Origin of the sequence: Duncaniella freteri (assembly GCF_004766125.1) — a bacterium.
GTDB classification, from domain to species: domain Bacteria; phylum Bacteroidota; class Bacteroidia; order Bacteroidales; family Muribaculaceae; genus Duncaniella; species Duncaniella freteri.
The window spans coordinates 117,031-138,143 of the sequence record NZ_SJSA01000002.1 but is presented as its reverse complement, the minus strand read 5'-3'; the positions used below and the strand labels follow the sequence as shown (position 1 = coordinate 138,143).

At 46.8% G+C, this 21,113-nt stretch carries 16 protein-coding genes; 4 read left to right on the top strand and 12 right to left on the bottom strand.

The genetic code is table 11. The features are described 5' to 3' along the window. Positions 1–2: 2 nt before the first annotated feature. Positions 3–1,451, bottom strand: a complete 1,449-nt coding sequence (locus EZ315_RS10530; protein WP_135472039.1) for an alanine/glycine:cation symporter family protein — start codon at positions 1,449–1,451, stop codon at positions 3–5. A gap of 76 nt (positions 1,452–1,527) precedes the next feature. Next, the gene (locus tag EZ315_RS10525) at positions 1,528–2,055 is read right to left on the bottom strand and encodes an NAD(P)H-dependent oxidoreductase (RefSeq protein WP_135472038.1); all 528 of its coding nucleotides are present in this window, start codon (positions 2,053–2,055) and stop codon (positions 1,528–1,530) included. Positions 2,056–2,179: 124 nt separating this feature from the next. Between EZ315_RS10525 and EZ315_RS10520 the strand changes: the two genes are divergently transcribed. Continuing rightward, positions 2,180–2,896: a DUF5131 family protein gene (locus EZ315_RS10520; RefSeq protein ID WP_370640289.1), complete on the top strand. Its 717-nt coding sequence runs from the start codon at positions 2,180–2,182 to the stop codon at positions 2,894–2,896. On the opposite strand, the gene EZ315_RS10515 is transcribed toward EZ315_RS10520, so the two are convergent. The 10 genes from EZ315_RS10515 to EZ315_RS10470 form a co-directional block, all read right to left on the bottom strand. Beyond that, positions 2,893–3,165 carry a YdeI/OmpD-associated family protein gene (locus EZ315_RS10515; RefSeq protein ID WP_242452580.1) on the bottom strand — a complete coding sequence of 91 codons (273 nt, stop codon included), beginning with the start codon at positions 3,163–3,165 and terminating at the stop codon, positions 2,893–2,895. The two genes, EZ315_RS10520 and EZ315_RS10515, sit on opposite strands and share 4 nt — an antisense overlap. A 147-nt stretch (positions 3,166–3,312) precedes the next feature. Further along, positions 3,313–3,534 carry a GNAT family N-acetyltransferase gene (locus EZ315_RS10510; RefSeq protein WP_135472035.1) on the bottom strand — a complete coding sequence of 74 codons (222 nt, stop codon included), beginning with the start codon at positions 3,532–3,534 and terminating at the stop codon, positions 3,313–3,315. Positions 3,535–3,635: 101 nt separating this feature from the next. Beyond that, positions 3,636–4,637 (bottom strand): alpha/beta hydrolase, encoded by a 1,002-nt coding sequence (locus EZ315_RS10505; RefSeq protein ID WP_242452579.1) that lies wholly within the window; start codon positions 4,635–4,637, stop codon positions 3,636–3,638. Between the two features lie 69 nt (positions 4,638–4,706). Beyond that, positions 4,707–5,876, bottom strand: a complete 1,170-nt coding sequence (locus EZ315_RS10500) for an iron-containing alcohol dehydrogenase (protein ID WP_135472033.1) — start codon at positions 5,874–5,876, stop codon at positions 4,707–4,709. Positions 5,877–5,987: 111 nt separating this feature from the next. Beyond that, entirely contained in the window at positions 5,988–8,120 is a 2,133-nt protein-coding gene (gene scpA, locus EZ315_RS10495; protein WP_135472032.1) for a methylmalonyl-CoA mutase, read from the bottom strand. Positions 8,121–8,141: 21 nt separating this feature from the next. After that, complete coding sequence (gene mutA, locus EZ315_RS10490) at positions 8,142–10,007, bottom strand: methylmalonyl-CoA mutase small subunit (RefSeq protein WP_135472031.1); 1,866 nt, start codon at positions 10,005–10,007, stop codon at positions 8,142–8,144. Between the two features lie 200 nt (positions 10,008–10,207). Continuing rightward, entirely contained in the window at positions 10,208–11,035 is an 828-nt protein-coding gene (locus EZ315_RS10485; protein ID WP_135472030.1) for an alpha/beta hydrolase, read from the bottom strand. 10 nt (positions 11,036–11,045) lie between these two features. Next, complete coding sequence (locus EZ315_RS10480; RefSeq protein ID WP_135472029.1) at positions 11,046–11,984, bottom strand: YitT family protein; 939 nt, start codon at positions 11,982–11,984, stop codon at positions 11,046–11,048. After that, the gene (locus EZ315_RS10475) at positions 11,984–14,557 is read right to left on the bottom strand and encodes an ATP-dependent Clp protease ATP-binding subunit (protein WP_135472028.1); all 2,574 of its coding nucleotides are present in this window, start codon (positions 14,555–14,557) and stop codon (positions 11,984–11,986) included. Before EZ315_RS10475 ends, EZ315_RS10480 begins: the two co-directional genes overlap by 1 nt. 69 nt (positions 14,558–14,626) lie before the next feature. Beyond that, positions 14,627–15,217 carry a Maf family nucleotide pyrophosphatase gene (locus EZ315_RS10470; protein ID WP_135472027.1) on the bottom strand — a complete coding sequence of 197 codons (591 nt, stop codon included), beginning with the start codon at positions 15,215–15,217 and terminating at the stop codon, positions 14,627–14,629. Positions 15,218–15,682: 465 nt separating this feature from the next. Here EZ315_RS10470 and EZ315_RS10465 point away from each other — a divergent pair, with 465 nt between their 5' ends. Genes EZ315_RS10465 through EZ315_RS10455 form a run of 3 tightly spaced genes read left to right on the top strand, consistent with a single transcriptional unit; the run spans position 15,683 to position 21,105 of the window. Continuing rightward, entirely contained in the window at positions 15,683–18,625 is a 2,943-nt protein-coding gene (locus EZ315_RS10465) for a SusC/RagA family TonB-linked outer membrane protein (protein ID WP_170957529.1), read from the top strand. Positions 18,626–18,655: 30 nt separating this feature from the next. Further along, positions 18,656–20,170 carry a RagB/SusD family nutrient uptake outer membrane protein gene (locus EZ315_RS10460; RefSeq protein WP_135472025.1) on the top strand — a complete coding sequence of 505 codons (1,515 nt, stop codon included), beginning with the start codon at positions 18,656–18,658 and terminating at the stop codon, positions 20,168–20,170. Between the two features lie 23 nt (positions 20,171–20,193). Further along, positions 20,194–21,105 (top strand): DUF4843 domain-containing protein, encoded by a 912-nt coding sequence (locus EZ315_RS10455; RefSeq protein WP_135472024.1) that lies wholly within the window; start codon positions 20,194–20,196, stop codon positions 21,103–21,105. Positions 21,106–21,113: the final 8 nt, after the last annotated feature.

Genomic DNA, 21,113 nt, shown 5'->3' with positions numbered 1-21,113 from the left:
TATCATCTCCAGCACTCCGTTTCATCCGCTATTGACGGCATGGTGTCCGAACTGTACACAGGATCAATCCCCTTCATAAGCTGCGAACGGTAATCGGCAAGCAACATCAAGGCATACTTTCCAAGCGCAACTATGGCAGCAAGATTACAAAGCGTCATGAGAGCCATAGTTATATCGGCAAAGCCCCATACTATATCAAGCGATGTTATTGATCCGAAATATACAATAGCACCGACTGCCAGACGGTACACACTGATAACCCTTTCATTGTTAAGTATAAACCGGATATTGGTTTCACCATAGTAATAGTTGGCTATTATGCTTGTGAAGGCAAAGAAAAATATAGCCACGCACACAAATATTGAGCCATACTGATGTCCGCCACCAAGCTCGGCATCAATAGCCCGCTGTGTAAGGACAATGCCATCGTGACCATCAACAGACACACCGCTGCATAGTATTATAAAAGCCGTTGCAGTACATACAAGCAACGTGTCAGTGTACACACCGAGAGTCTGGATCAATCCCTGTTTGACAGGATGTGTCACAGATGCAGTGGCAGCGGCATTGGGAGTAGACCCCTCGCCTGCCTCATTACTGAACAATCCACGCTTGACTCCCATCACCATTGCAGAACCTACAGTGCCACCTAAAGCAGAATCAAAACCAAAAGCATTACTGAATATCATGGCAAATATCTCAGGTATACGCTGGATATTCATGCATATTATCACTCCAGCCAAAACCAGATAAGCCACAGCCATAACAGGGACTACAATTTCACTGAAACGTGACACTCTTTGGACCCCTCCCCATATGATTACAAGAGTCATGGCAGTGAGAATCACAGCCATCCATTCCACAGAGAATCCGAAACAGGAATGAAATGCCGATGAAATGGTATTGGACTGAACGGAATTGAATGCAAACCCGAATGTCAGCGTAATGAGAATGGCAAATGTCACTGCCCACCAACGGCAATGGAGACCTTTCTGTATATAATAAGCAGGTCCTCCCATAAACGATTTATCCCCCTTGACCTTAAAGAGCTGGGCAAGAGTCGATTCAACAAATGCACTTGATGCTCCCACCAAGGCAATGACCCACATCCAAAACACCGCGCCAGGACCACCCAAAGCAATGGCTATGGCTACTCCAGCCATATTTCCGGTGCCCACGCGCGAAGCTATGGATAAGGCAAAAGCCTGAAATGAACTGATGGTACCATGATGCGGCTCATCAGTCTTACGAGTGTCATTGTCACGCTTTCCCGACCTTATGAGAAGACGACACATCTCCCCTATCATCCTGAACTGCACCCCACGAGTGGCAAAAGTAAAATATATGGCGATGACAAGAAGCACCGTGACCATAACATAATCGGTGAGCACTCCGCTCACTGCACTTATAGCACCCTCAAGAGTGACTCGTAAAAGCAGGGGATAAATCATGGGATGAAACGTGAGATATAATTAGATAACGTGAAAATCCCTAATGTGTTGTATGCATATTATAACTGACTGCAATTTATATACTGTCTATTTTATCAAGCAGCCGACTGGCATGAGCGGAACATCGCTCAGGGGAAGGATTCATCATTCCATATGAACCCACATATCCAGCCCAATGCATACTGCAATAATGTGCCAATGCTGAAATAGGTGGCATAAACTCATCCATTGTATAACCCTCTGCCCCGGTAGCACTGTAAGCATCCTCAGGGGCTCCGGCTGTAAAGGATACAATAAACTGTTTACCTTTCAGATTATCGCCACCTTTGCCATAGGCAAAACCATAAGTGAACACCTCTTCCATGTATTTATGCATAAGAGATGGGGCTCCGAACCACATGATAGGGAACTGGAACACCACAACATCAGCGTCAAGAAGCTTTTTCTGTTCTGCATCGACATCTATATCCCCCTCAGGATAAAGTTCCTTAATATTGCTGAATACAATATTACGGTCAAGACCGCCAAGTGATTCCACGATGCCTTTGTTGGCTACTGACCGGCTCCAATAGGGATGCCCGATTACTATAAGTACTCTTTTCATTTTGTTTTAATATTTTCACCTATCATTTTAAGATACATTAAACACAACAAAATGACAACATCGTAAGTTTTCCTGTTTATTTATTTTATGCTAATTTTGCGGTATATATTCCTAATTTATGCATATGTGGAATCCGTGGCACGGCTGCCACAAGATAAGCGAAGGATGCAGGCATTGTTACGTATACCGTGAGGATGCCGCATTCGGCACAACTACACCATCCGATCTTGTCAGAAAGACATCTTCATTCCTTCTGCCTCTCAAGCTTGACCGCAAAAAGAATTGGAAATACCCATCAGGTACGACATTCGGGCTGTGTTTCACATCCGATATGCTGATCGAAGAGGCTGACGGATGGCGCGATGACATATGGAATATCATTCGACAGAGAAGCGATTGCTCATTCGTATTTTTCACCAAAAGAATCGACAGGTTGAACAAATGCCTCCCAGATGACTGGGGTGACGGATACGATAATGTAGCCGTCGGATGCACTGCCGAAACTCAGCAGCGAGCGGACCTTCGTCTCCCTATATTCCTGGATATGCCCATCAAGCACCGCCTTATCATTGTGGCACCGATGATAGGAAGAATTGACCTGCGAAAGTACCTCAACCCAAGGCTTGTCGAAGAGGTATCGGCAGGGGGAGAATCAGGGAAATATGCCAGGGCTCTCGATTTTGAATGGGTCAAAGAACTGCAACAGCAATGTGCCGACAGCAAGGTCCCATTTACATTTCATCAGACAGGCTCGCACCTTATCAAAGACGGCAAACTGTATCATATCCCACGCGAACACCAGTATTCACAAGCAAAAAAAGCAGGACTGAACACCCTCTAATAATCCAGAAGCCGTCCATTATCATTCCAGTCACCAAACATCTCCCCTCTTTCACTGGCATCAATCAATTTTTCCAACCGGCTATAGAAAATTTCCTGATTAGCCTTATTTCTCTGTATGGTATCGATTCTTACTCTTCGATACAAAGGATGGAAAGTTGAAAAAATAGCCCTTGCAACAGGATTTGACTCAAACGCCGCGACTATATCGGAATCCACTACAAACTCTGCAGAAAAATCAGGACACACCTCCCGACCGCTATCTGTCATAAGCCCCAAAGACTCCAGCCTCCTGCACCGATCTTTGTTAAGTTCTGTCCAGTTGCTATGTCTACTTCGTCTGCTGAAACGTTGAAGATATGAAGTATGTTCATTGGTATCATACGCCATTTATTTTAACACATCCACAGCCATCAATCACCTTTCAAGATGTAGAATAGGATATGGCATCCCCTCTCGGTCAAAAGCATCACGCCCTGTTACGCGAAATCCATGCTTTTGATAGAATCCAAGTGCGCGTTGGTTCTGCTCGTTGACATCTACTTTACTTACACCCTTATGCTCTACTGCAAATCTCAGTAACCTGTAACCGTACCCTTTACCTATCACGTCAGGATGAGAGAACAGCATTTCAATCATATCATCCCCAAAAGTCGTGAGTTGCTCTGACCGACGCTAACCACACCTTTGTCAAAGCTGCATAATCATGACATCTTTCTATATCATTCATACCTTAAATATTACCGGTTCAATATAAAATCTGTTGCAAGGGACACCGACTCTCCGAAAGCTTTATCCTGACCTGGAACAGTGATAAAGAGGTGAACAGCATCCGGAAATTCAATACGTATGATTCTGGACCCTACCTTGGCTGCAAATTCCTTCCCCTGATCGCACAATATGTCTCGTCCGGCGGCAACAAGAAGAGTACGCGGAATTCTTTCAAGCATCTTACTGTCACACATCCCGACACTTATACGCTCATCATACGGATCTACATCTCCGGCATAAGCCCTGTTGAACACATCCATGATCTCCGCATCAAGTCCATAACCTTCACCATATTTTTTCCATGACAAAGAATTATCGGCAAAAGCTTTAGTGACAGGATAGAACAATACAAGCGATTCAATCATGCCTACACACCTGTCCGACAAAGCAGACGCTATGGCAAGGTTACCTCCGGAAGAATCTCCTCCGACTGAAATATGTGCCGGATCTATATTTAAACGATTAGAGTTCCTTACAGCATACTCTATCGCATCCACACAATCATCAAGACCTTTCGGGAAAGGATGTTCAGGCGCAAGACGATAGTCAACCGCAAGGACCTTCATCTTACCGGAAGCAGCCATGGCATCACAGAAACGGCCGCAACTGTTAAGACTTCCGAAAGTCCATCCCCCGCCATGAAAATATATCAGCAGAGGAAGCTGTTTAGAATCCGAACAGACAATCGGCTCATAAAGACGTAATGACGGCGTCAGCATAACGGTCCTGACATTATCTGACAGCTGAGGTACAGCATTGCGTGAACTCCTTACCGATTGCAGGTCGCGACTATCTCCGGCTATGGCTTTACGGATTGCAGCTGCCTGTCTCTGTTGCATACCTGAAGGCATCCCTTCAAGAAAACGATCGGCCTGCATTCCCATTGACTCTTTATCGGAATCCTGGGCATATGCATAACCCGAGAAACAGGAAAGCAATACTGCGGCTGTGACAATCCTACAGACAGCCACAACCGCAGACATAAATTTTATGGGATGATAATGCATCGTCGATGATTATAAGACCTGTAATGTCATGCATCACAATGCCGACTCATAGATTGCTGTTGTATCCTGAGCGACAAGAGGCACATAAGCACCTATCACAGCCCCCTTGTTCTCATGAAGTCGACGTACCATCACAGGTATATCCGAAGCTTTCACACCAAGAGATGTCAGAGAGGCAGGCAGACCGAGAGAAGTAAAGAATTCACGCAGTCGTTCAATCCCATTATTGGCAGCTCTGAGATCATCTGCCTCAGTGACACCTAACACCCTGCGTGCAAACTGTGCCACTTTTGCCGGATTACGCTTAGCCACATAACTCATCCATGCAGGCACCATTACGGCAAGCCCTGCCCCATGAGCCACTTCCGGATAAAGCGCGCTGACTTCATGCTCCATAAAGTGTGAAGTCCAGTCCTCTGCACGTCCGGTACCACACAATCCGTTGTGGGCAAGTGTCCCGCTCCACATTATATTGGCACGTGCCTCGTAATCCACAGGTGAAGACATTACCTTGGGGGCTTCAGTCATTATCGCCATAATCAACCCCTCTGCTACCCTATCGGTGACCTCCACACCTGATGTCGGAGAGAAATAACGTTCAAATATATGAATCATCATATCACATATTCCACAGGCTGTCTGATAAGGAGGCAATGTGAAAGTCAGCTCCGGATTAAGACACGAAAACTTTGGGCGGAGAGACATATCGGTACGAAGAGAAATCTTTTTACCGTCATGACTCGTAATCACTGAATTGCCACTCCCCTCACTTCCGGCAGCAGGAATAGTAAGTACCACACCTATTGGAAGAGCCTCTTCCACGATCGCCTTCCCGGCGTAGAAATCCCAGAAATCGCCATCATAAAGTATACCTCCGGCAATTGCCTTGGCTGTGTCGATAGCAGACCCGCCACCCACAGCAATAACTCCGTCAACGTGTTCCTTACGCCCCAAATTTATACCTTCATAGACCTTATCGTCAGTCGGATTTGGCTGTACGCCACCAAGCTCCACATAGCTCACTCCTGCATCAGCAAGGGCAGCCTTCACTCTGTCAAGAAGCCCGCTGCGCACCACACTCCCCTTGCCATACACAAGAAGAACGTTCGACATACCATTGACAACAGCCTGTTTGCCTACCTTTTCCTCGGCTCCGTGCCCGAAAATATAGCGTGTAGGGGTAATATATGAAAAATCGTTCATAATATACTTTTGGATTTAAAAGATTAAAAAGGAGGACATAAGAAAACCCAAGAGTCTCTTATGTCCCCATTCTAAATTATTTAATACTCGGATTACTCAATAATGAGATGATTATTCACCTTCAAGGATCTCAAGCATCTTGATAGCCGAGAGAGGAATGCGGGTACCGGGACCGAATATCGCGGCAACACCTGCTTTATAAAGGAAATCATAATCCTGAGCAGGGATCACACCTCCGGCTGTCACGAGAATATCCTCACGGCCAAGTTTCTTAAGTTCTTCTATTACCTGTGGGATAAGAGTCTTGTGACCGGCAGCAAGAGATGAAACACCAAGAATGTGAACGTCATTCTCTACAGCCATACGGGCAGCCTCGGCAGGAGTCTGGAAGAGGGGACCCATATCGACATCGAATCCACAGTCGGCATAGCCGGTGGCAACCACCTTGGCACCACGGTCATGACCGTCCTGTCCCATCTTGGCAATCATAATACGTGGTTGACGACCCTCGCGCTTAGCAAACTCCTCGCACATCTGCTGTGCCTTGATGAAGTCGGGGTCCTGCTTGGTTTCTGATGAGTACACGCCTGAAATAGTTCTGATTACTGCTTTGTAACGACCTACGACATCCTCGCAGGCATCGGAGATTTCGCCGAGTGTGGCACGGAGTCCGGCAGCCTTGACAGCAAGATCGAGAAGATTGCCTTCCTTTGTGCGAACACATTCGGTGATAGCTTCGAGAGCCTTCTTCACAGCCTCCTCATCACGATGTCCCTTAAGGTCAACGAGACGTGCCACCTGATCCTTACGAACCTCAGTATTATCAATCTCAAGGATATCAATCGGATCCTCGTGGTCAAGACGATACTTGTTGATACCTACGATGGTCTGGCGTCCTGAGTCAATGCGTGCCTGAGTGCGTGCTGACGCCTCCTCGATACGCATTTTGGGTAGACCGCTTTCGATAGCCTTAGCCATGCCTCCGAGCTTCTCGATCTCCTGTATATGGGCCCAGGCGCGATGAGCGATCTCGTTGGTAAGAGCCTCGACGTAATATGAACCGCCCCATGGGTCTACCTGCTTGGTGACCATTGTCTCCTCCTGGATATAGATCTGGGTGTTACGTGCAATACGTGCGGAGAAGTCGGTGGGAAGAGCGATAGCCTCGTCAAGAGCGTTTGTGTGCAGACTCTGAGTGTGACCGAGAGCGGCACCCATAGCCTCAATACAGGTACGTCCGACATTATTGAAGGGGTCCTGCTCGGTGAGTGACCATCCTGAAGTCTGAGAGTGTGTGCGGAGTGCAAGCGATTTGGGGTTCTTGGGATTGAACTGCTTCACAATCTTGGCCCAAAGAAGACGTGCGGCACGCATCTTTGCAACCTCCATAAAGTAATTCATACCGATAGCCCAGAAGAAAGATAGACGCGGTGCGAACGCATCAATGTCGATACCGGCGTTGACTCCGGCACGTAGATACTCCAGACCGTCACACAGGGTGTAGGCAAGCTCAATATCGCAAGTAGCACCTGCCTCCTGCATATGATATCCCGAGATGGAGATGGAGTTGAACTTAGGCATGTTCTGCGAGGTGTACTCGAAGATATCGGCGATGATACGCATCGAGAATTCCGGCGGATAGATATAGGTGTTACGCACCATGAACTCCTTAAGGATATCGTTCTGTATCGTACCAGCCATCTCCTCAAGCTTGGCTCCCTGCTCCAGACCCGCATTGATGTAGAATGCAAGCACAGGAAGTACGGCACCGTTCATAGTCATCGATACCGACATCTTATTCAAGGGTATACCCTCGAAGAGAACCTTCATATCCTCAAGCGAGCAGATCGATACACCAGCCTTGCCTACGTCACCAACAACACGCTCATGATCAGCGTCATAACCACGATGAGTAGCGAGGTCGAACGCAACTGAAAGACCTTTCTGTCCGGCAGCAAGATTGCGGCGGTAGAATGCATTGGATTCAGCTGCTGTAGAGAATCCCGCATACTGACGTATGGTCCATGGACGCAGAGGGTACATGGCACTGTACGGTCCGCGCAGGAATGGAGGAATACCCGAAACATAATCGAGGTGTTCCAGACCTTCAAGATCCTCCTTAGTGTATATGGGTTTAACGGGGATAAGCTCGGGGGTGAGCCATTCTTCCCCCTTGGTTTCGGGGACGTGACGGTCGCCGAAAGCGTCTTTTACAATGTCAATGTCTTTGAAATTGGGTTTCATATCTATATGGGGATGAATGGTTTACTTTTTAAGCAGACGGTTGTTGAAATCGCGCAGGGTATCAAGCACGTTACAACGCACGTGTACATAGTCATTTATGCCCTGAGCCTTGAGGTCATCCATGCAAGCGGGTGCACCGGCAACAACAAACTCGGCACGACCGTTGAGATATTTGAAGGCTGCGGGAGCATACTCTGCATACTCATCATCACTTGAGCAGAGGACCACGATATCGGCACCCTTGGCGAGAGCGGCATCAACACCTTCTTCGACTGATTCAAAGCCAAGGTTGTCAATGATCTCATAACCTGCACATCCGAAGAAGTTGGTGGAGAACTGGGCGCGTGCAAGACGCATTGCAAGGTTACCGATTGTAAGCATAAACACTTTGGGACGGTTGCTTGCAGCTTCAGTGGCAAGACGAAGAGCCTCAAAATCACTTGCAGCACGCTTGGTGGGGAGACCGGCTTCGCAATCGCAGGCATCAGCCTCCGGATGGCAAGAGCAGGAGAAAGCACCCTGAAGATTGACAATCTTGTCGGCTGCCATCTCATTGACATTTGGATACTGGTTTGTGCCAAGGAGTATATCTTTGCGACGAGCCACATCAATGTGACGTTTCTCGGCACTTTCACGAACTGCCTTCTGCACTTCTCCGGCATTGCAGAGAGCAAGGAAACCACCCTTGTCCTCGACATCGATAAAGAGCTTCCATGCTTCCTTGGCAATAGCCACAGTGATGGTCTCCACATAGTAGGAACCACCGGCTGGGTCGATCACTTTATCAAGGTGGCTTTCTTCCTTAAGGAGATGCTGCTGATTGCGGGCTATGCGCTCAGAGAATTCATCGGGAGTCTTATAGGGAGTGTCAAACGGAGTGACAGTTATTGAGTCAACACCTGCAAGGGCAGCCGACATAGTCTCGGTCTGGCTGCGGAGAAGGTTGACATGAGCGTCATATAGAGTCTGATTGAAACGGGATGTTGTAGCATGCGCCACCATCTTAGGAGCACATTCGCATTCCGGTTTGTATTGAGCTACAACCTGAGCCCACATCATGCGGGCAGCACGGAACTTTGCAAGCTCCATAAAGAAGTTGCTTGACACACCCATATTGAACTTGATGCGGCATGCAACCTCTGTAGCCGAACGGCCAGCCTCTGTGAGAAGAGTCATCCAGTCAGCTCCCCATGCAAGAGCATATCCGAGTTCCTGATAGATATATGAGCCGGCATTGCTGAGCATGTCGCTGTCAACAGAGAGCACTCTCAGACCCTTTACATCCTTAACGGCGTCAAGGAGCTCACATGCCATATTGACGAGCTGAGATGCTTCAAAGCTAACACCTTTGCGCAGAGGCTTCTTGAAGGGATTGAAATCAATTGAACCGTTGAAAGACTCGGCACAACCACACTCTTTAACATAAGCCACAAGAGCCTGGGCCAAAGGAAGAGCCTTCTTTACACAGCATGAGAAATTGACTTCGACCTTAGCTAGATCAATTCCATTGAGAAGTGTCCCAAGGGTATCGGCAGTCGGCTCCTGAACATGGAAGCCGAGAGAATTAACTCCCTTGGTAAGCACATCCAAAGCTATACGGTTAGCCTCTTCGGAGGTCTCTGCAATAATCTCCTGACGCACTTTCCAGTCATTGTCGGTACGTGTGCCACGGAGATAAGGGAATTCACCGGGAAGAGAGTTTGTGGTAGCGAAGTCCTCGATGTCCTCCATCCGGTACATAGGCTGAACATTGAATCCCTCGTTGGTGCGCCACACCAGTTTCTTATCAAACGGTGCGCCCTTCAGGTCAGCTTCCACCTTGGCACGCCACTCAGCAGCGGACACAGGAGGAAACTGTTCAAATAATTTTTCTTTTTTTTCTGCCATGATTTATGGTATTAATTCTCAGTCATATAGAATAGCAGGACAAATGTGAATTGCCCCACATCTTATTTCACTTTGCAAAGATAATGGATAATTTTTTAATTAAAGAAATTTTTCCGTAAAAAAGAAATTGAGGATGTGTCATAATTCGTTAAAAACATGACACATCCTCATATATCTATTATCTATTTAAATCCTCACAATTACTTCACCTGTTCGCGAAGCCATTTTTCGAGTTCTCCGGTCCATTCTCTCTTATACTTGAAACTGTCACGGAATCCCCATCCATGCCCACCTACAGGATATATATGCATTGTGGCAGGCACTCCATTGGCTATCAATGACGAGTAATAGTTGACTGAATTGGCAGGGGGCACCGTACGGTCATCCGAAGAAAGCACTATGAATGCCTGAGGAGTGGAAGGCGTGACTTGAAGCTCGTTTGAAAACCTCTTCTCCTGTTCCTCCGAGGCATTCTTGCCAAGAAGATTGTCACGAGATCCCTTATGTGTATAAGACCGGTCCATAGTCACTACCGGATACAGCAACACCTGGAAATCCGGACGCGAAGCCGAGTCGGAATAATGGGTTGAAAGCATCGATGCAAGATGTCCGCCTGCCGATGCTCCCATAATGCCTATTCTTGAGGGATCTATACCCCACTCTTCAGCATGGCTGCGCACGGTCCGCACCGCTTGTTCGGCATCTGAGAGCGGACGCCTGAAATCACCCTCGGGAATACGGTATTTGAGCACCACATATGTCACCCCTTGCGCATTGAACCATTGAGCCATATCATGCCCCTCGTGCCTGAATGCCTGATGGGAATAGCCTCCACCCGGACACATTATGACCGCAATTCCATTAGGATTAGCCGGACGATACACAGTGATACCGGGGTCTCGTGTGAGATCCGACATGTCAATGTGCACATCTTTAGCTTCCGGTGACGAAAACAGCATCTCTATTTTCTCCTGTGCTGCGGCTGACAGGGAAAGGAGAACGGCTGACAATAGGAAAATCTTTCTCATAACTAATATTTTACTGTGTTATTTTTCGACGCGGCTTGAGCTTCAGCTTATCGAACCCGTTGCCCCACACCCCTCTCACATTACTGTCAGTGATATAGGCTTCCGGATCTACCTCATGGACAATATGGAAAATGTCCGGAGCATCATAAAGACGACACCACACAAGAAGCAATGTCCGCTCCTGATCGGTCCAGTATCCGCGTGTATCTATCGTAGTGACTCCACGCCCTGTCTCATGGCTGATGCGATAGGCTATATCACGCCATCTGTCGGAAAGTATAAAGAACTGTATTGTCTGACGCCCTGCGCCTATAAACCTGTCGGCAATATATGAGTATACAAATATCGATATCCATCCATATATGATGGTCTGGGTACGTGCCTGGATACGCATCTCCATATCACCGTCAAACGGAAGGAAAAAGGACACTGCAACGATACTCATGTCGACAATCATCATAGTGCGCCCTACGCTCATCGAGCTCACGCGCTCCATGACCGCAGCAACAATGTCGGTACCGCCCGATGTGCCGTGATGGCTGAAGTACACACCTATACCTACCCCGCACAGCATAGCTCCCATAAGCACACTGAGAGTCATATCTGTCACCAGAGGAGGGCGTGACGTGAAATAGGTGTTCATCATACCTATAAGCAACGACAGCAACGACGCACCGAAAACAGTCTTATACACAAACGCTTTACCAAGATACCTGTAGGCACACAGCAGCAACAGTATATTGGTGCCATACATGGCGGCAGCCACTGGGATGCGCTCTCCGGAGAAATAATATACCAATGTACCGAAACCCGACATCCCCCCTATCACCACTTGATGAGGGAGGATGAATACGGTAAACCCTACAGCATACACAATCATGCCAAGGATTATGAAAAAATAGTCGCGGCCCGACAATACGAGCCGGCGACAAGCATGAGTGAAATTCATTATTCCTGAGGATGACGTATTTCAGTAGTAAGAGCCTCCGCCCCTGGCGTATATGACACATAGATCTCATCGCCCGGCTTCACGGAATCGTCTATGATCAGTTCAGCGAGCGAGTCCTCAAGATACTTCTGAATGGCACGTTTAAGAGGGCGTGCCCCGAACTGGGAATCATAACCCTTGTCAGCCACAAAATCACGCGCCTCGTCAGTGAGGGTGAGAATGTAACCGAGCTGGGCAACCCGCTTGTAGAATCCGGCAAGCTCGATATCTATAATCTTGAAGATCGCATCACGGCTCAGTGACTCGAACATCACGATATCATCGATACGGTTAAGGAACTCCGGAGCAAAAGCCTTGTTCAGAGCCTTGCGTATCACACCCTGGCTCACATCCTTGTCCTCAGCCGAACGAGCATTGAAACCTATCCCTCCGCCGAAATCCTTAAGCTGACGCGAACCAATGTTGGATGTCATTATAATTATGGTGTTCTTGAAGTCGATACGACGCCCAAGCGAATCGGTCAACCGCCCCTCATCCATCACCTGGAGCAGAAGGTTGAACACATCGGGATGCGCTTTCTCAATCTCGTCCAGAAGCACTATCGAGTATGGATGACGGCGCACTTTCTCGGTAAGCTGTCCACCCTCCTCATAGCCTACATATCCCGGAGGCGCACCCACAAGACGCGACACAGTAAACTTCTCCATATACTCGCTCATATCTATACGTATGAGAGAATCGGATGTGTCAAACATGTACTCTGCCAGCTTCTTTGCAAGATGGGTCTTGCCGACACCTGTCGGACCTAGGAAAAGGAATGTACCGATAGGCTTCGACGGGTCCTTAAGACCGATACGGTTGCGCTGTATCGCCTTTACGATCTTCTCGATGGCATTGTCCTGACCTATTATCTGACCTTTCAGCGTGGGAGCCATCACCTTAAGACGCTTCCCCTCCGCCTGAGCTATGCGTTGCACAGGCACCCCTGTCATCATAGCCACAACCTCAGCCACCTTCTCCTCGTCGACAGTCTCGCGCATCGATGCAAGCTTCTCCTGCCACTCGGCATTAGCGGAATCAAGCTGAGCTTTGAGCTGCTGCTCCCGGTCGCGGTAGGACGCCGCTTTCTCGAAATTCTGGGCCTGTGCGGCTCTCAGCTTCTCAGCTGCCGCCTCATTGATCTCCTTCTCAAGCTCCTCGATAGCAGCAGGCACTGCGATATTGGTGACATGCACACGGCTTCCTGCCTCGTCCATGGCATCAATAGCCTTGTCAGGGAAATTACGGTCACTGATATAACGTTCGGTGAGTGACACACAGGCGTCAAGAGCCTCAGATGTGTATATCACATTATGATGCGCCTCATACTTCTCGCGTATGTTATCAAGAATCACGCGTGTCTCCTCTGGTGTTGTGGGTTCCACCATCACTTTCTGGAAACGGCGTTCGAGAGCACCGTCGTTCTCTATATTCTTGCGATACTCATCGAGTGTTGTAGCTCCGATACACTGGATCTCCCCTCGGGCAAGCGCAGGCTTCAGAAGATTGGCTGCATCCATCGAGCCGGCAGCATTCCCTGCTCCGACAATGGTGTGCAGCTCATCAATGAACAAAATTATGTCCTTATTCTTTGCAAGCTCATCAAGAATCCCCTTGACACGCTCCTCGAACTGTCCGCGATACTTCGTCCCGGCTACGAGCGATGCCATATCAAGCGACACAACGCGTTTGTCGAAAAGTATACGCGACACCTTGCGTTTCACTATTCGCAACGCAAGCCCTTCGACAATGGCAGATTTTCCGACACCGGGCTCACCGATGAGCACAGGGTTGTTCTTCTTGCGGCGGCTGAGGATCTGTGCAAGACGCTCTATCTCCACATCTCTGCCGACCACAGGGTCCAGACGGTTCTCCTCGGCTGCCTGTGTCATGTCATAGCCATATTTATCGAGCATCGGTGTATCGGAATTTCCTCGGCTGCCACCGCCATGCGACTGCCGTGACGCAGATGCACCCTGCCGACCGGATGGGGCCCCTGCCGACGGAGTGGCCTCATCTTCATCCTCCTCATCGTCGTCATCACCGTCACGCTGAAGGCTCATGGGCTTGTCGGAATCCGCTGCGAGAAGCCGGTAAAGGGATTCATAAGTAACCCCTGCGCGACGGAACGGCTCCATAAATGAGGAGTTCTGAGCATCGGAGTTGTGAAATATAGCGAGAATCAGATGGATCGTATCCACCACATTGCTCTTGAGCATACGCGCCTCAAGCACACTGAGCTTTATGATGCGCCCGGTGAGGTCGCTCACCGATACATCCGACAGCGACACTGTGCCTGAGTAACCGCTCTCGGCTGCCGCATTGAAGAGCTCATTATCCAGGTTCTCGTGCAGTTGCTTTGAGGTGCTGCCGCGCGAAGCCCGCTCCACAAGCTTGGAGGCATCGGATGCAGGATCGGATATGAGAGCCAGCAAAAGATGTTCTGGCATCACATAGCGGCTGTTATGACGAGCTGCCAGAGCAGGAGTGGAATTTACTATCTCCTTGAATTTTGTTGTATATACTGTTTCCATTTATTCAAATATATCTTTGAAAGATAACAAAAACCGTGCCAAAAAAGTTAAAGCTTCAATAAAAATTTGTCAAAAAAGCTTTAATGCCTCATACAGCCGATGGACCGGCAAACCCATGACATTATAGAAGCTCCCTGATATACCCTTTATTGCAGCCGCTCCTATCCACTCCTGTATACCATAGGCTCCGGCCTTGTCAAACGGACGGTAACGGTTTATGTAATACCCTATCTCCTCATCGGCAAGCGTGGCGAACTCCACTGTGGAAGTCGCGCTAAGCGACATGCTCCGCTCTGCGGTGCGTACAGTCACACCGGTTACTACCGTCTGTATATTTCCGGAAAGTTTCCGGAGCATACCCATAGCATCTTCCTCGCCATGAGGCTTGCCAAGAACCTCACCGTCGAGTATCACCACCGTATCGGCTGTTATAACGAGTCTGTCATCTCCGGGCAAAAGGGTGAATGCATCGGCCTTGAGTTGCGACAGATATTCCGGGACCATTTCAGGAGACATTCCGTCAGGGACTATTTCATCAACAGGATGGGATGTATCGACAGTAAAATCTATGTCAAGGAGCCCGAGCAGCTCTCGCCGGCGTGGTGAACCGCTCCCCAGCACTACTCTATATGCTGTCAGATTATTAAGTGGACTATTCATATAAATGTCAATTTTAATGCAAATGTAAGCATTATTTATGATATTGGCACCAAAAGAGAACCCATGAATAAGTGTAATACTAACACTTTTCTTTTGAAACAGCATTTATTCTTTCCTCAAAGTGGTGTTTTAACAGATTTTTATTCTAAAAAAACATCACACCGGAAAATTTTGCATCATTTTCTTGTTTTTTACATTTTTTATCCATTAATTTGCGAAAACATAAATTTTGTACACAAAAAACTACAGTGTCATACAGCAATAGAATACACTACTTAACAGAACTGTATTTAACCAATTTAATTTATCACATTATAAATCAATCCAAAAAAATCACAAGCATGAGTAAAATCGGAATGCGATTTGCAGCACCCTTAGCTGTTATGTGTCTGATATTGGGGGGGGGTAAAACCTGCTGAAGCTCAGACTATTACAGGAACAGGGACTGAAAACACGAAAATCAGTGTGTACCGCGGCGTCGTGATTGACGATGAGGGCGAACCTCTACCGGGTGTATCTGTTACCGTAGTAGGACAAAAAGGCTTAGGAGCTGCTACCAATATAGAGGGTGAGTTCTCGCTACGCTACGAAAAGTCCAAATGCGTACTCAAATTCTCCTATGTGGGCATGAAGACCCAGGAAGTCAGAGCCAACGCAGGAAAACGAATGACCGTTCAGCTTGAGACTGATGCCACAGTCCTCGGCACAGCAGTTGCCAACGGTATATACACTCGTAATATCGAAAGCTTCACAGGATCAGTCTCCACATTCAACAAGGATGATCTCAAAATGATCAGTGCCAACAATATCCTAAAAGGATTGTCGGCACTCGATCCTTCTATCATCATGCCTGAGAACACATTGATGGGATCGGACCCCAACACACTCCCCTCTCTCACCATCAACGGCGAAATGAACCCTCAGGCTCTTGCTCAGGAATATGAGACAGACCCCAACCAGCCACTGTTCATCCTTGACGGATTTGAAAGCTCACTACAGGCAATCAACGACCTCAATATGGACCGCATCGAGAGCATCTCTATCCTCAAGGATGCCTCAGCAACAGCCATATACGGCTCCAAGGCTGCTAACGGTGTGATTGTTGTCGAGACTAAAAAACCCGAAGCAGGACGTCTGCAATTGAGCTACAACGGATCACTACAGGTAGCATGGGCCGACCTCAGCGACTATAACCTGATGAACTCTGAACAGAAACTTCAGTTTGAGCTTCTTTCCGGAGAATACGGAGCTCTTGACAGTAATGGTCTCCCAATCGGAGAATCACAGCGCAACAGCTATTTCAACCGTCGTAGACTTGTTGACATGGGCCATGACACATACTGGATGAACGAGCCTCTGCAAAATGCAGTATCACATACTCATAACCTATATATTCAAGGTGGCGACCAGTCGTTCCGTTATGGCGCAGGTCTGTCATACAACAAAAATGAAGGTGTGATGAAAGGATCTAAACGTGATGTCATCAACGGCAATGTAAACCTCACCTATCGTGTGGACAACTTTAATTTCACCAACCAGACCATCATCAACAATGTTAGCTCCAATAACGAGACCGTACCATTCAGCAGATTCTCGGAAATGAATCCGTTTTACGTCAAATATGATGAAGCAACAGGTACTCCTCCCAAATATGTATTCCATGAAAACACCACTTATATATGGAATCCGGTATGGGACATGCAACAAAACAGTTTCAAGAAGGGTGATATAACAACCATTACTGACAACTTCCAATTTGAATGGCGCGCCTCACGTCAATTACGAATCAGAGGTAATCTGCAATATCAACTTCAAAAGTCAACAAACGAGTCATACACATCTCCTAATGAGACAAGCCAGACTAAATTAGAAGACAAAAAACGAGGCAGCTACTCCAACAGCAACACTACCAACAACAGTTACAGCGGACGAATCAACGCTACTTATGGAACTGCAATCGGTGCACACACCATAAACGCTGTAGGCGGCATGCAATTCTCCGAAAAAAATAATCGTTCCTACTCTTTTGCTGCGTCAGGTTACACCAGCGACACATTCTGGAACCCAAACTTCTCCAGTGGTTACCCTGAAGGCACCAAACCTACATCAACTGACTCCAAAACTCGTAACGTCAGTTACTATGCCAATGGCAACTACTCATACGACATGAGATATCTACTTGATTTCAACTGGACCATGAGTGGAGCTTCTCAGTTCGGCATTGATGATCCATTCACCACAACATGGTCGGTAGGTGTAGGCTGGAACATTCATAATGAAAAATGGTTCAAGAGTTCTGAAACAATAAATTTCCTTAAGCTCAGAGCATCATACGGTAATCCAGGCAACCAGAACTATGATGCCAAGCTCGCTGCCTCAATATATGATTTCTACACCATTTACGACAATCCGTTTGGAATAGCCAATATTATCCAACAGTGGGGCAACAACGGTCTGAAGTGGCAAAAGACAAATACATATAATGTTGGTATAACAGCCACCATGTTCAATAACCGTTTGTCATTCAATGCCGACTATCAGATCCGCAAGACCGATCCGCAGCTTGTACGAATCGACCTGCCAGGCTCCACCGGCGTGACATCTGCACCAATGAATGTCGGAGGCACCGACAACCGCTCCATCAGTGTTACTGCAACATATTACATCCTGAAGAAATATGATTTCAACTGGTATATCAGTGGAAATGTGAACCATTACACCACCAAATACTACGGTATCGGCAATCTTCTTGAACAATACAATGAACAGGGACGCGTAAGCTCATCACTCTTGCGCATGTATGACGGAGCAAGCACCTCAGGACTTTATGCGGTACGCTCTCTTGGCATAGACCCTGCCACTGGTAACGAACTACTCCTAAAGAAAAACGGAACTCCAACTTATGAATGGAATTCCGATGACGAAGTGCTCGTAGGAGATTCCAATCCCGATTTCCAAGGCAACTTCTCCACATCGTTCCTATACAAAGGTTTCTCATTCGGAGCATCATTCTCATTTAAAATGGGAGGAGATGTATCTCTCAATACTCTAATGAGTAAAGTGGAAAACATTTCCGGAGAAGCACGCAAAAAGAATCAGGACATCCGCGCTCTTACCGACCGATGGAAAAAGCCTGGCGACATAGCTAAGTACAAACGCATCGATGACACAACCACCTCTCACATAACTACACGATTCATCAAGACTGAAAACACATTCAGCTGTGGTTCCATCAATGTTGGTTACCGCACGTCGAATGCTAAATTCCTGAACACTATCGGAGCCTCATCTATAGACATCCGCTTCTACATGAACGATATTTTCAGAATCTCTAATATAAAAGAGGAACGCGGTCTTAGCTACCCATTCCAGCGTTCATGCACCATGTCATTCGGCCTGAGTTTCTAACGCACCTAAATACAACAAACGACATTCTTTATGAAAAATATATTTATAAAGGCTATAGCCTCAATAATGTTACCCATCTCATTAGCCTCCTGCTCTGATTGGCTTGAGGTGGAGATGCAGGACAAAATCATGGAGCCTGTACTATTCGGAAACTATTCAGGATATGTCTCGGCCATGAATGGTGTCTATCTCAGCCTCAATGATTACTATACTGATGGTCAACTCATGGATATCCTTGACGTAATGGCACAGTATTATTATGTCACCGACGATAACAATCATAAATTCCGTCTATATCAGTCATTCGATTTTAAAGACAGTGATATCGAGTCAAAAAACTCATTTCTTTGGAACAAGGGATATACACTCATAGCGTACACAAACACCATTCTCAATCACCTTAGTTCAATAGAAGATACTCCGTTGACTCAGAATCAGTTCAATATCTTGCGTGGTGAGGCTTTGGCGATGAGAGCAATGCTGCACTTCGATATCCTTCGTCGTCATGGGGTCAATTACTCGGCAGATCCAAATGCCGAATCTATACCTTATCAGGATGATACAAGCCGAGAAATCAAACCATTCCTTTCCAATAAGGTTGTAATGGAGAAAATCATCGGTGACCTCACCGAAGCAGCAAACCTGCTGAAAGATCATGACCCCATCATCACAGAAGGTATCAAGGATACCCAGACAGAGGACAACGGCGTGGCAAGTTATGATATGTCATTTCGCCAGTTACGCCTTAACTATTATGCTGTGCAAGGACTTCTTGCCAGAGCTTACCTTTGGATGGGCGACAAGACAAACGCTTACAAAACCGCTAAAAATGAGATTATCGATAAGGCAAACACCGAAACCCTCGAAGTATTCCCATGGGTAACTTCTGAGCAAGTTGTTGCCGATGGAAAGCCCGATCTGATTTTCTCTCCGGAAGTAATGTTTGCAATGTACAATAGCAAACGCTCATCATATCACACTAATACATTCGCTCAGGCTCTATCAATGCCCAATCGTCTCACATTCTATGGCGAGACCAAAGATGACTCCAAAGTATCCATCTTGTATGACTATCCGAATGATTATCGACGTAACCAATGGGAAATGGCTGATCCTCTCCAAGGAGGTGGCGATGACGAAGATCCTGTAACCACTCTTGTATTCAACAAATATGCCGATTTCAAGAATGGAGCCACAGAATCCACATATCGTTACATGATACCAATGATCCGTATGAGCGAAATATATATGATTGCTGCTGAAGCCACAACTGATCGCAATGAAGCATACGAACTGCTTAATGCCATACGTAGCCACCGAAACAGTCCGGATCTTGACAGCAACGATAATTTTGACATCAGTCTTGTATATGAGTTCGCACGAGAAATGGTAGGTGAAGGACAATTGTATTTCTTCTATAAGCGTAGACAAGAGTCGCTCATCATAAGTCGTACTGGATCCTATGATTTTAATATGCTGCAATCTAACTACGTATGGCCAATTCCTGAATCGGAAATCGACAAACGCATTCATACTGAAAAATAACTAATATTTTATACTATAATTATATGAATAAGCTTATATATCTTACATGTATTTTGTCCATATCCATCTTGTGGGCAAGCTGCACCAAAGAGGATATCGACATATACAGCGGTGACGATGCGCTGTTCTTTGCTCAACAATGGGGAGTCGCTCATTTTGAAAATCATATCAATCCGTCAAATGCTTCAAAGAACAGCCATCAGGCATATTCCAAGATAGGATTCGGAGGAATGCTTGAGGAAGACTCTCTCCTGTTGCTCAATGTCCAAATCTCTGGATTTATCAAAGACTATGACCGTCCTTTTGGGATTGAGGTTGTAAACGACAGCACTACAGCCATCAATGGCACGGAATTTGAGTTGGTTGATCCTGTCGCAGATGCAGTCATTCCGGCAGGCGGTTCGAACGCCCTCATCAGAATACTGTTCCACAAAACAGAACGAATGGATAATGAGAATCTGCAACTCCAAGTACGGATTATTCCAGGAGAGCATTTTGTCCTTCCATTTGATAATGAAGGATACGGAAGAATGCCTATTATTCCGAGCACCAACACCATTTTAAATGAATACAACAATCTTAATTTAGATCCATCGATTCACAATATATTCATAAATAATTTCCTTACAATGCCTCCAGGCTGGGTTAATAATTTTATGGGAATATGGTCTGAAAATAAATTCCGCCTACTTTTGGATTTCACCAATGAAAGACTCGGATGGACAATCGCCACATGGAATGATAAAGAAAATATGTGGCCACCGGCTACTCGTTATAAGATGCCACAAGCCTTGCTTGCAGAATATCTTTTAGAGCAATACAAAAAGGGTCGTGAACATTGGGTCCTGGATCCGGATGGCACTATGATGTGGGTACCGGACCAAAATCTGCCTTGGGGCGAGGATGCGCGTCCCGAAAACATGGAAGGAAACTAATAGTCATC

Coding starts and splice junctions, on each gene's coding strand:
- mutA (WP_135472031.1), bottom strand. CDS start 10,007: ATGGCAGAAAAAAAAGAAAAATTATTTGAACAGTTTCCTCCTGTGTCC.
- EZ315_RS10480 (WP_135472029.1), bottom strand. CDS start 11,984: ATGAATTTCACTCATGCTTGTCGCCGGCTCGTATTGTCGGGCCGCGAC.
- EZ315_RS10460 (WP_135472025.1), top strand. CDS start 18,656: ATGAAAAATATATTTATAAAGGCTATAGCCTCAATAATGTTACCCATC.
- EZ315_RS10485 (WP_135472030.1), bottom strand. CDS start 11,035: ATGAGAAAGATTTTCCTATTGTCAGCCGTTCTCCTTTCCCTGTCAGCC.
- scpA (WP_135472032.1), bottom strand. CDS start 8,120: ATGAAACCCAATTTCAAAGACATTGACATTGTAAAAGACGCTTTCGGC.
- EZ315_RS10475 (WP_135472028.1), bottom strand. CDS start 14,557: ATGGAAACAGTATATACAACAAAATTCAAGGAGATAGTAAATTCCACT.
- EZ315_RS10530 (WP_135472039.1), bottom strand. CDS start 1,451: ATGATTTATCCCCTGCTTTTACGAGTCACTCTTGAGGGTGCTATAAGT.
- EZ315_RS10470 (WP_135472027.1), bottom strand. CDS start 15,217: ATGAATAGTCCACTTAATAATCTGACAGCATATAGAGTAGTGCTGGGG.
- EZ315_RS10500 (WP_135472033.1), bottom strand. CDS start 5,876: ATGAACGATTTTTCATATATTACCCCTACACGCTATATTTTCGGGCAC.
- EZ315_RS10510 (WP_135472035.1), bottom strand. CDS start 3,534: ATGATTGAAATGCTGTTCTCTCATCCTGACGTGATAGGTAAAGGGTAC.
- EZ315_RS10520 (WP_370640289.1), top strand. CDS start 2,180: ATGTGGAATCCGTGGCACGGCTGCCACAAGATAAGCGAAGGATGCAGG.
- EZ315_RS10455 (WP_135472024.1), top strand. CDS start 20,194: ATGAATAAGCTTATATATCTTACATGTATTTTGTCCATATCCATCTTG.
- EZ315_RS10525 (WP_135472038.1), bottom strand. CDS start 2,055: ATGAAAAGAGTACTTATAGTAATCGGGCATCCCTATTGGAGCCGGTCA.
- EZ315_RS10515 (WP_242452580.1), bottom strand. CDS start 3,165: ATGACAGATAGCGGTCGGGAGGTGTGTCCTGATTTTTCTGCAGAGTTT.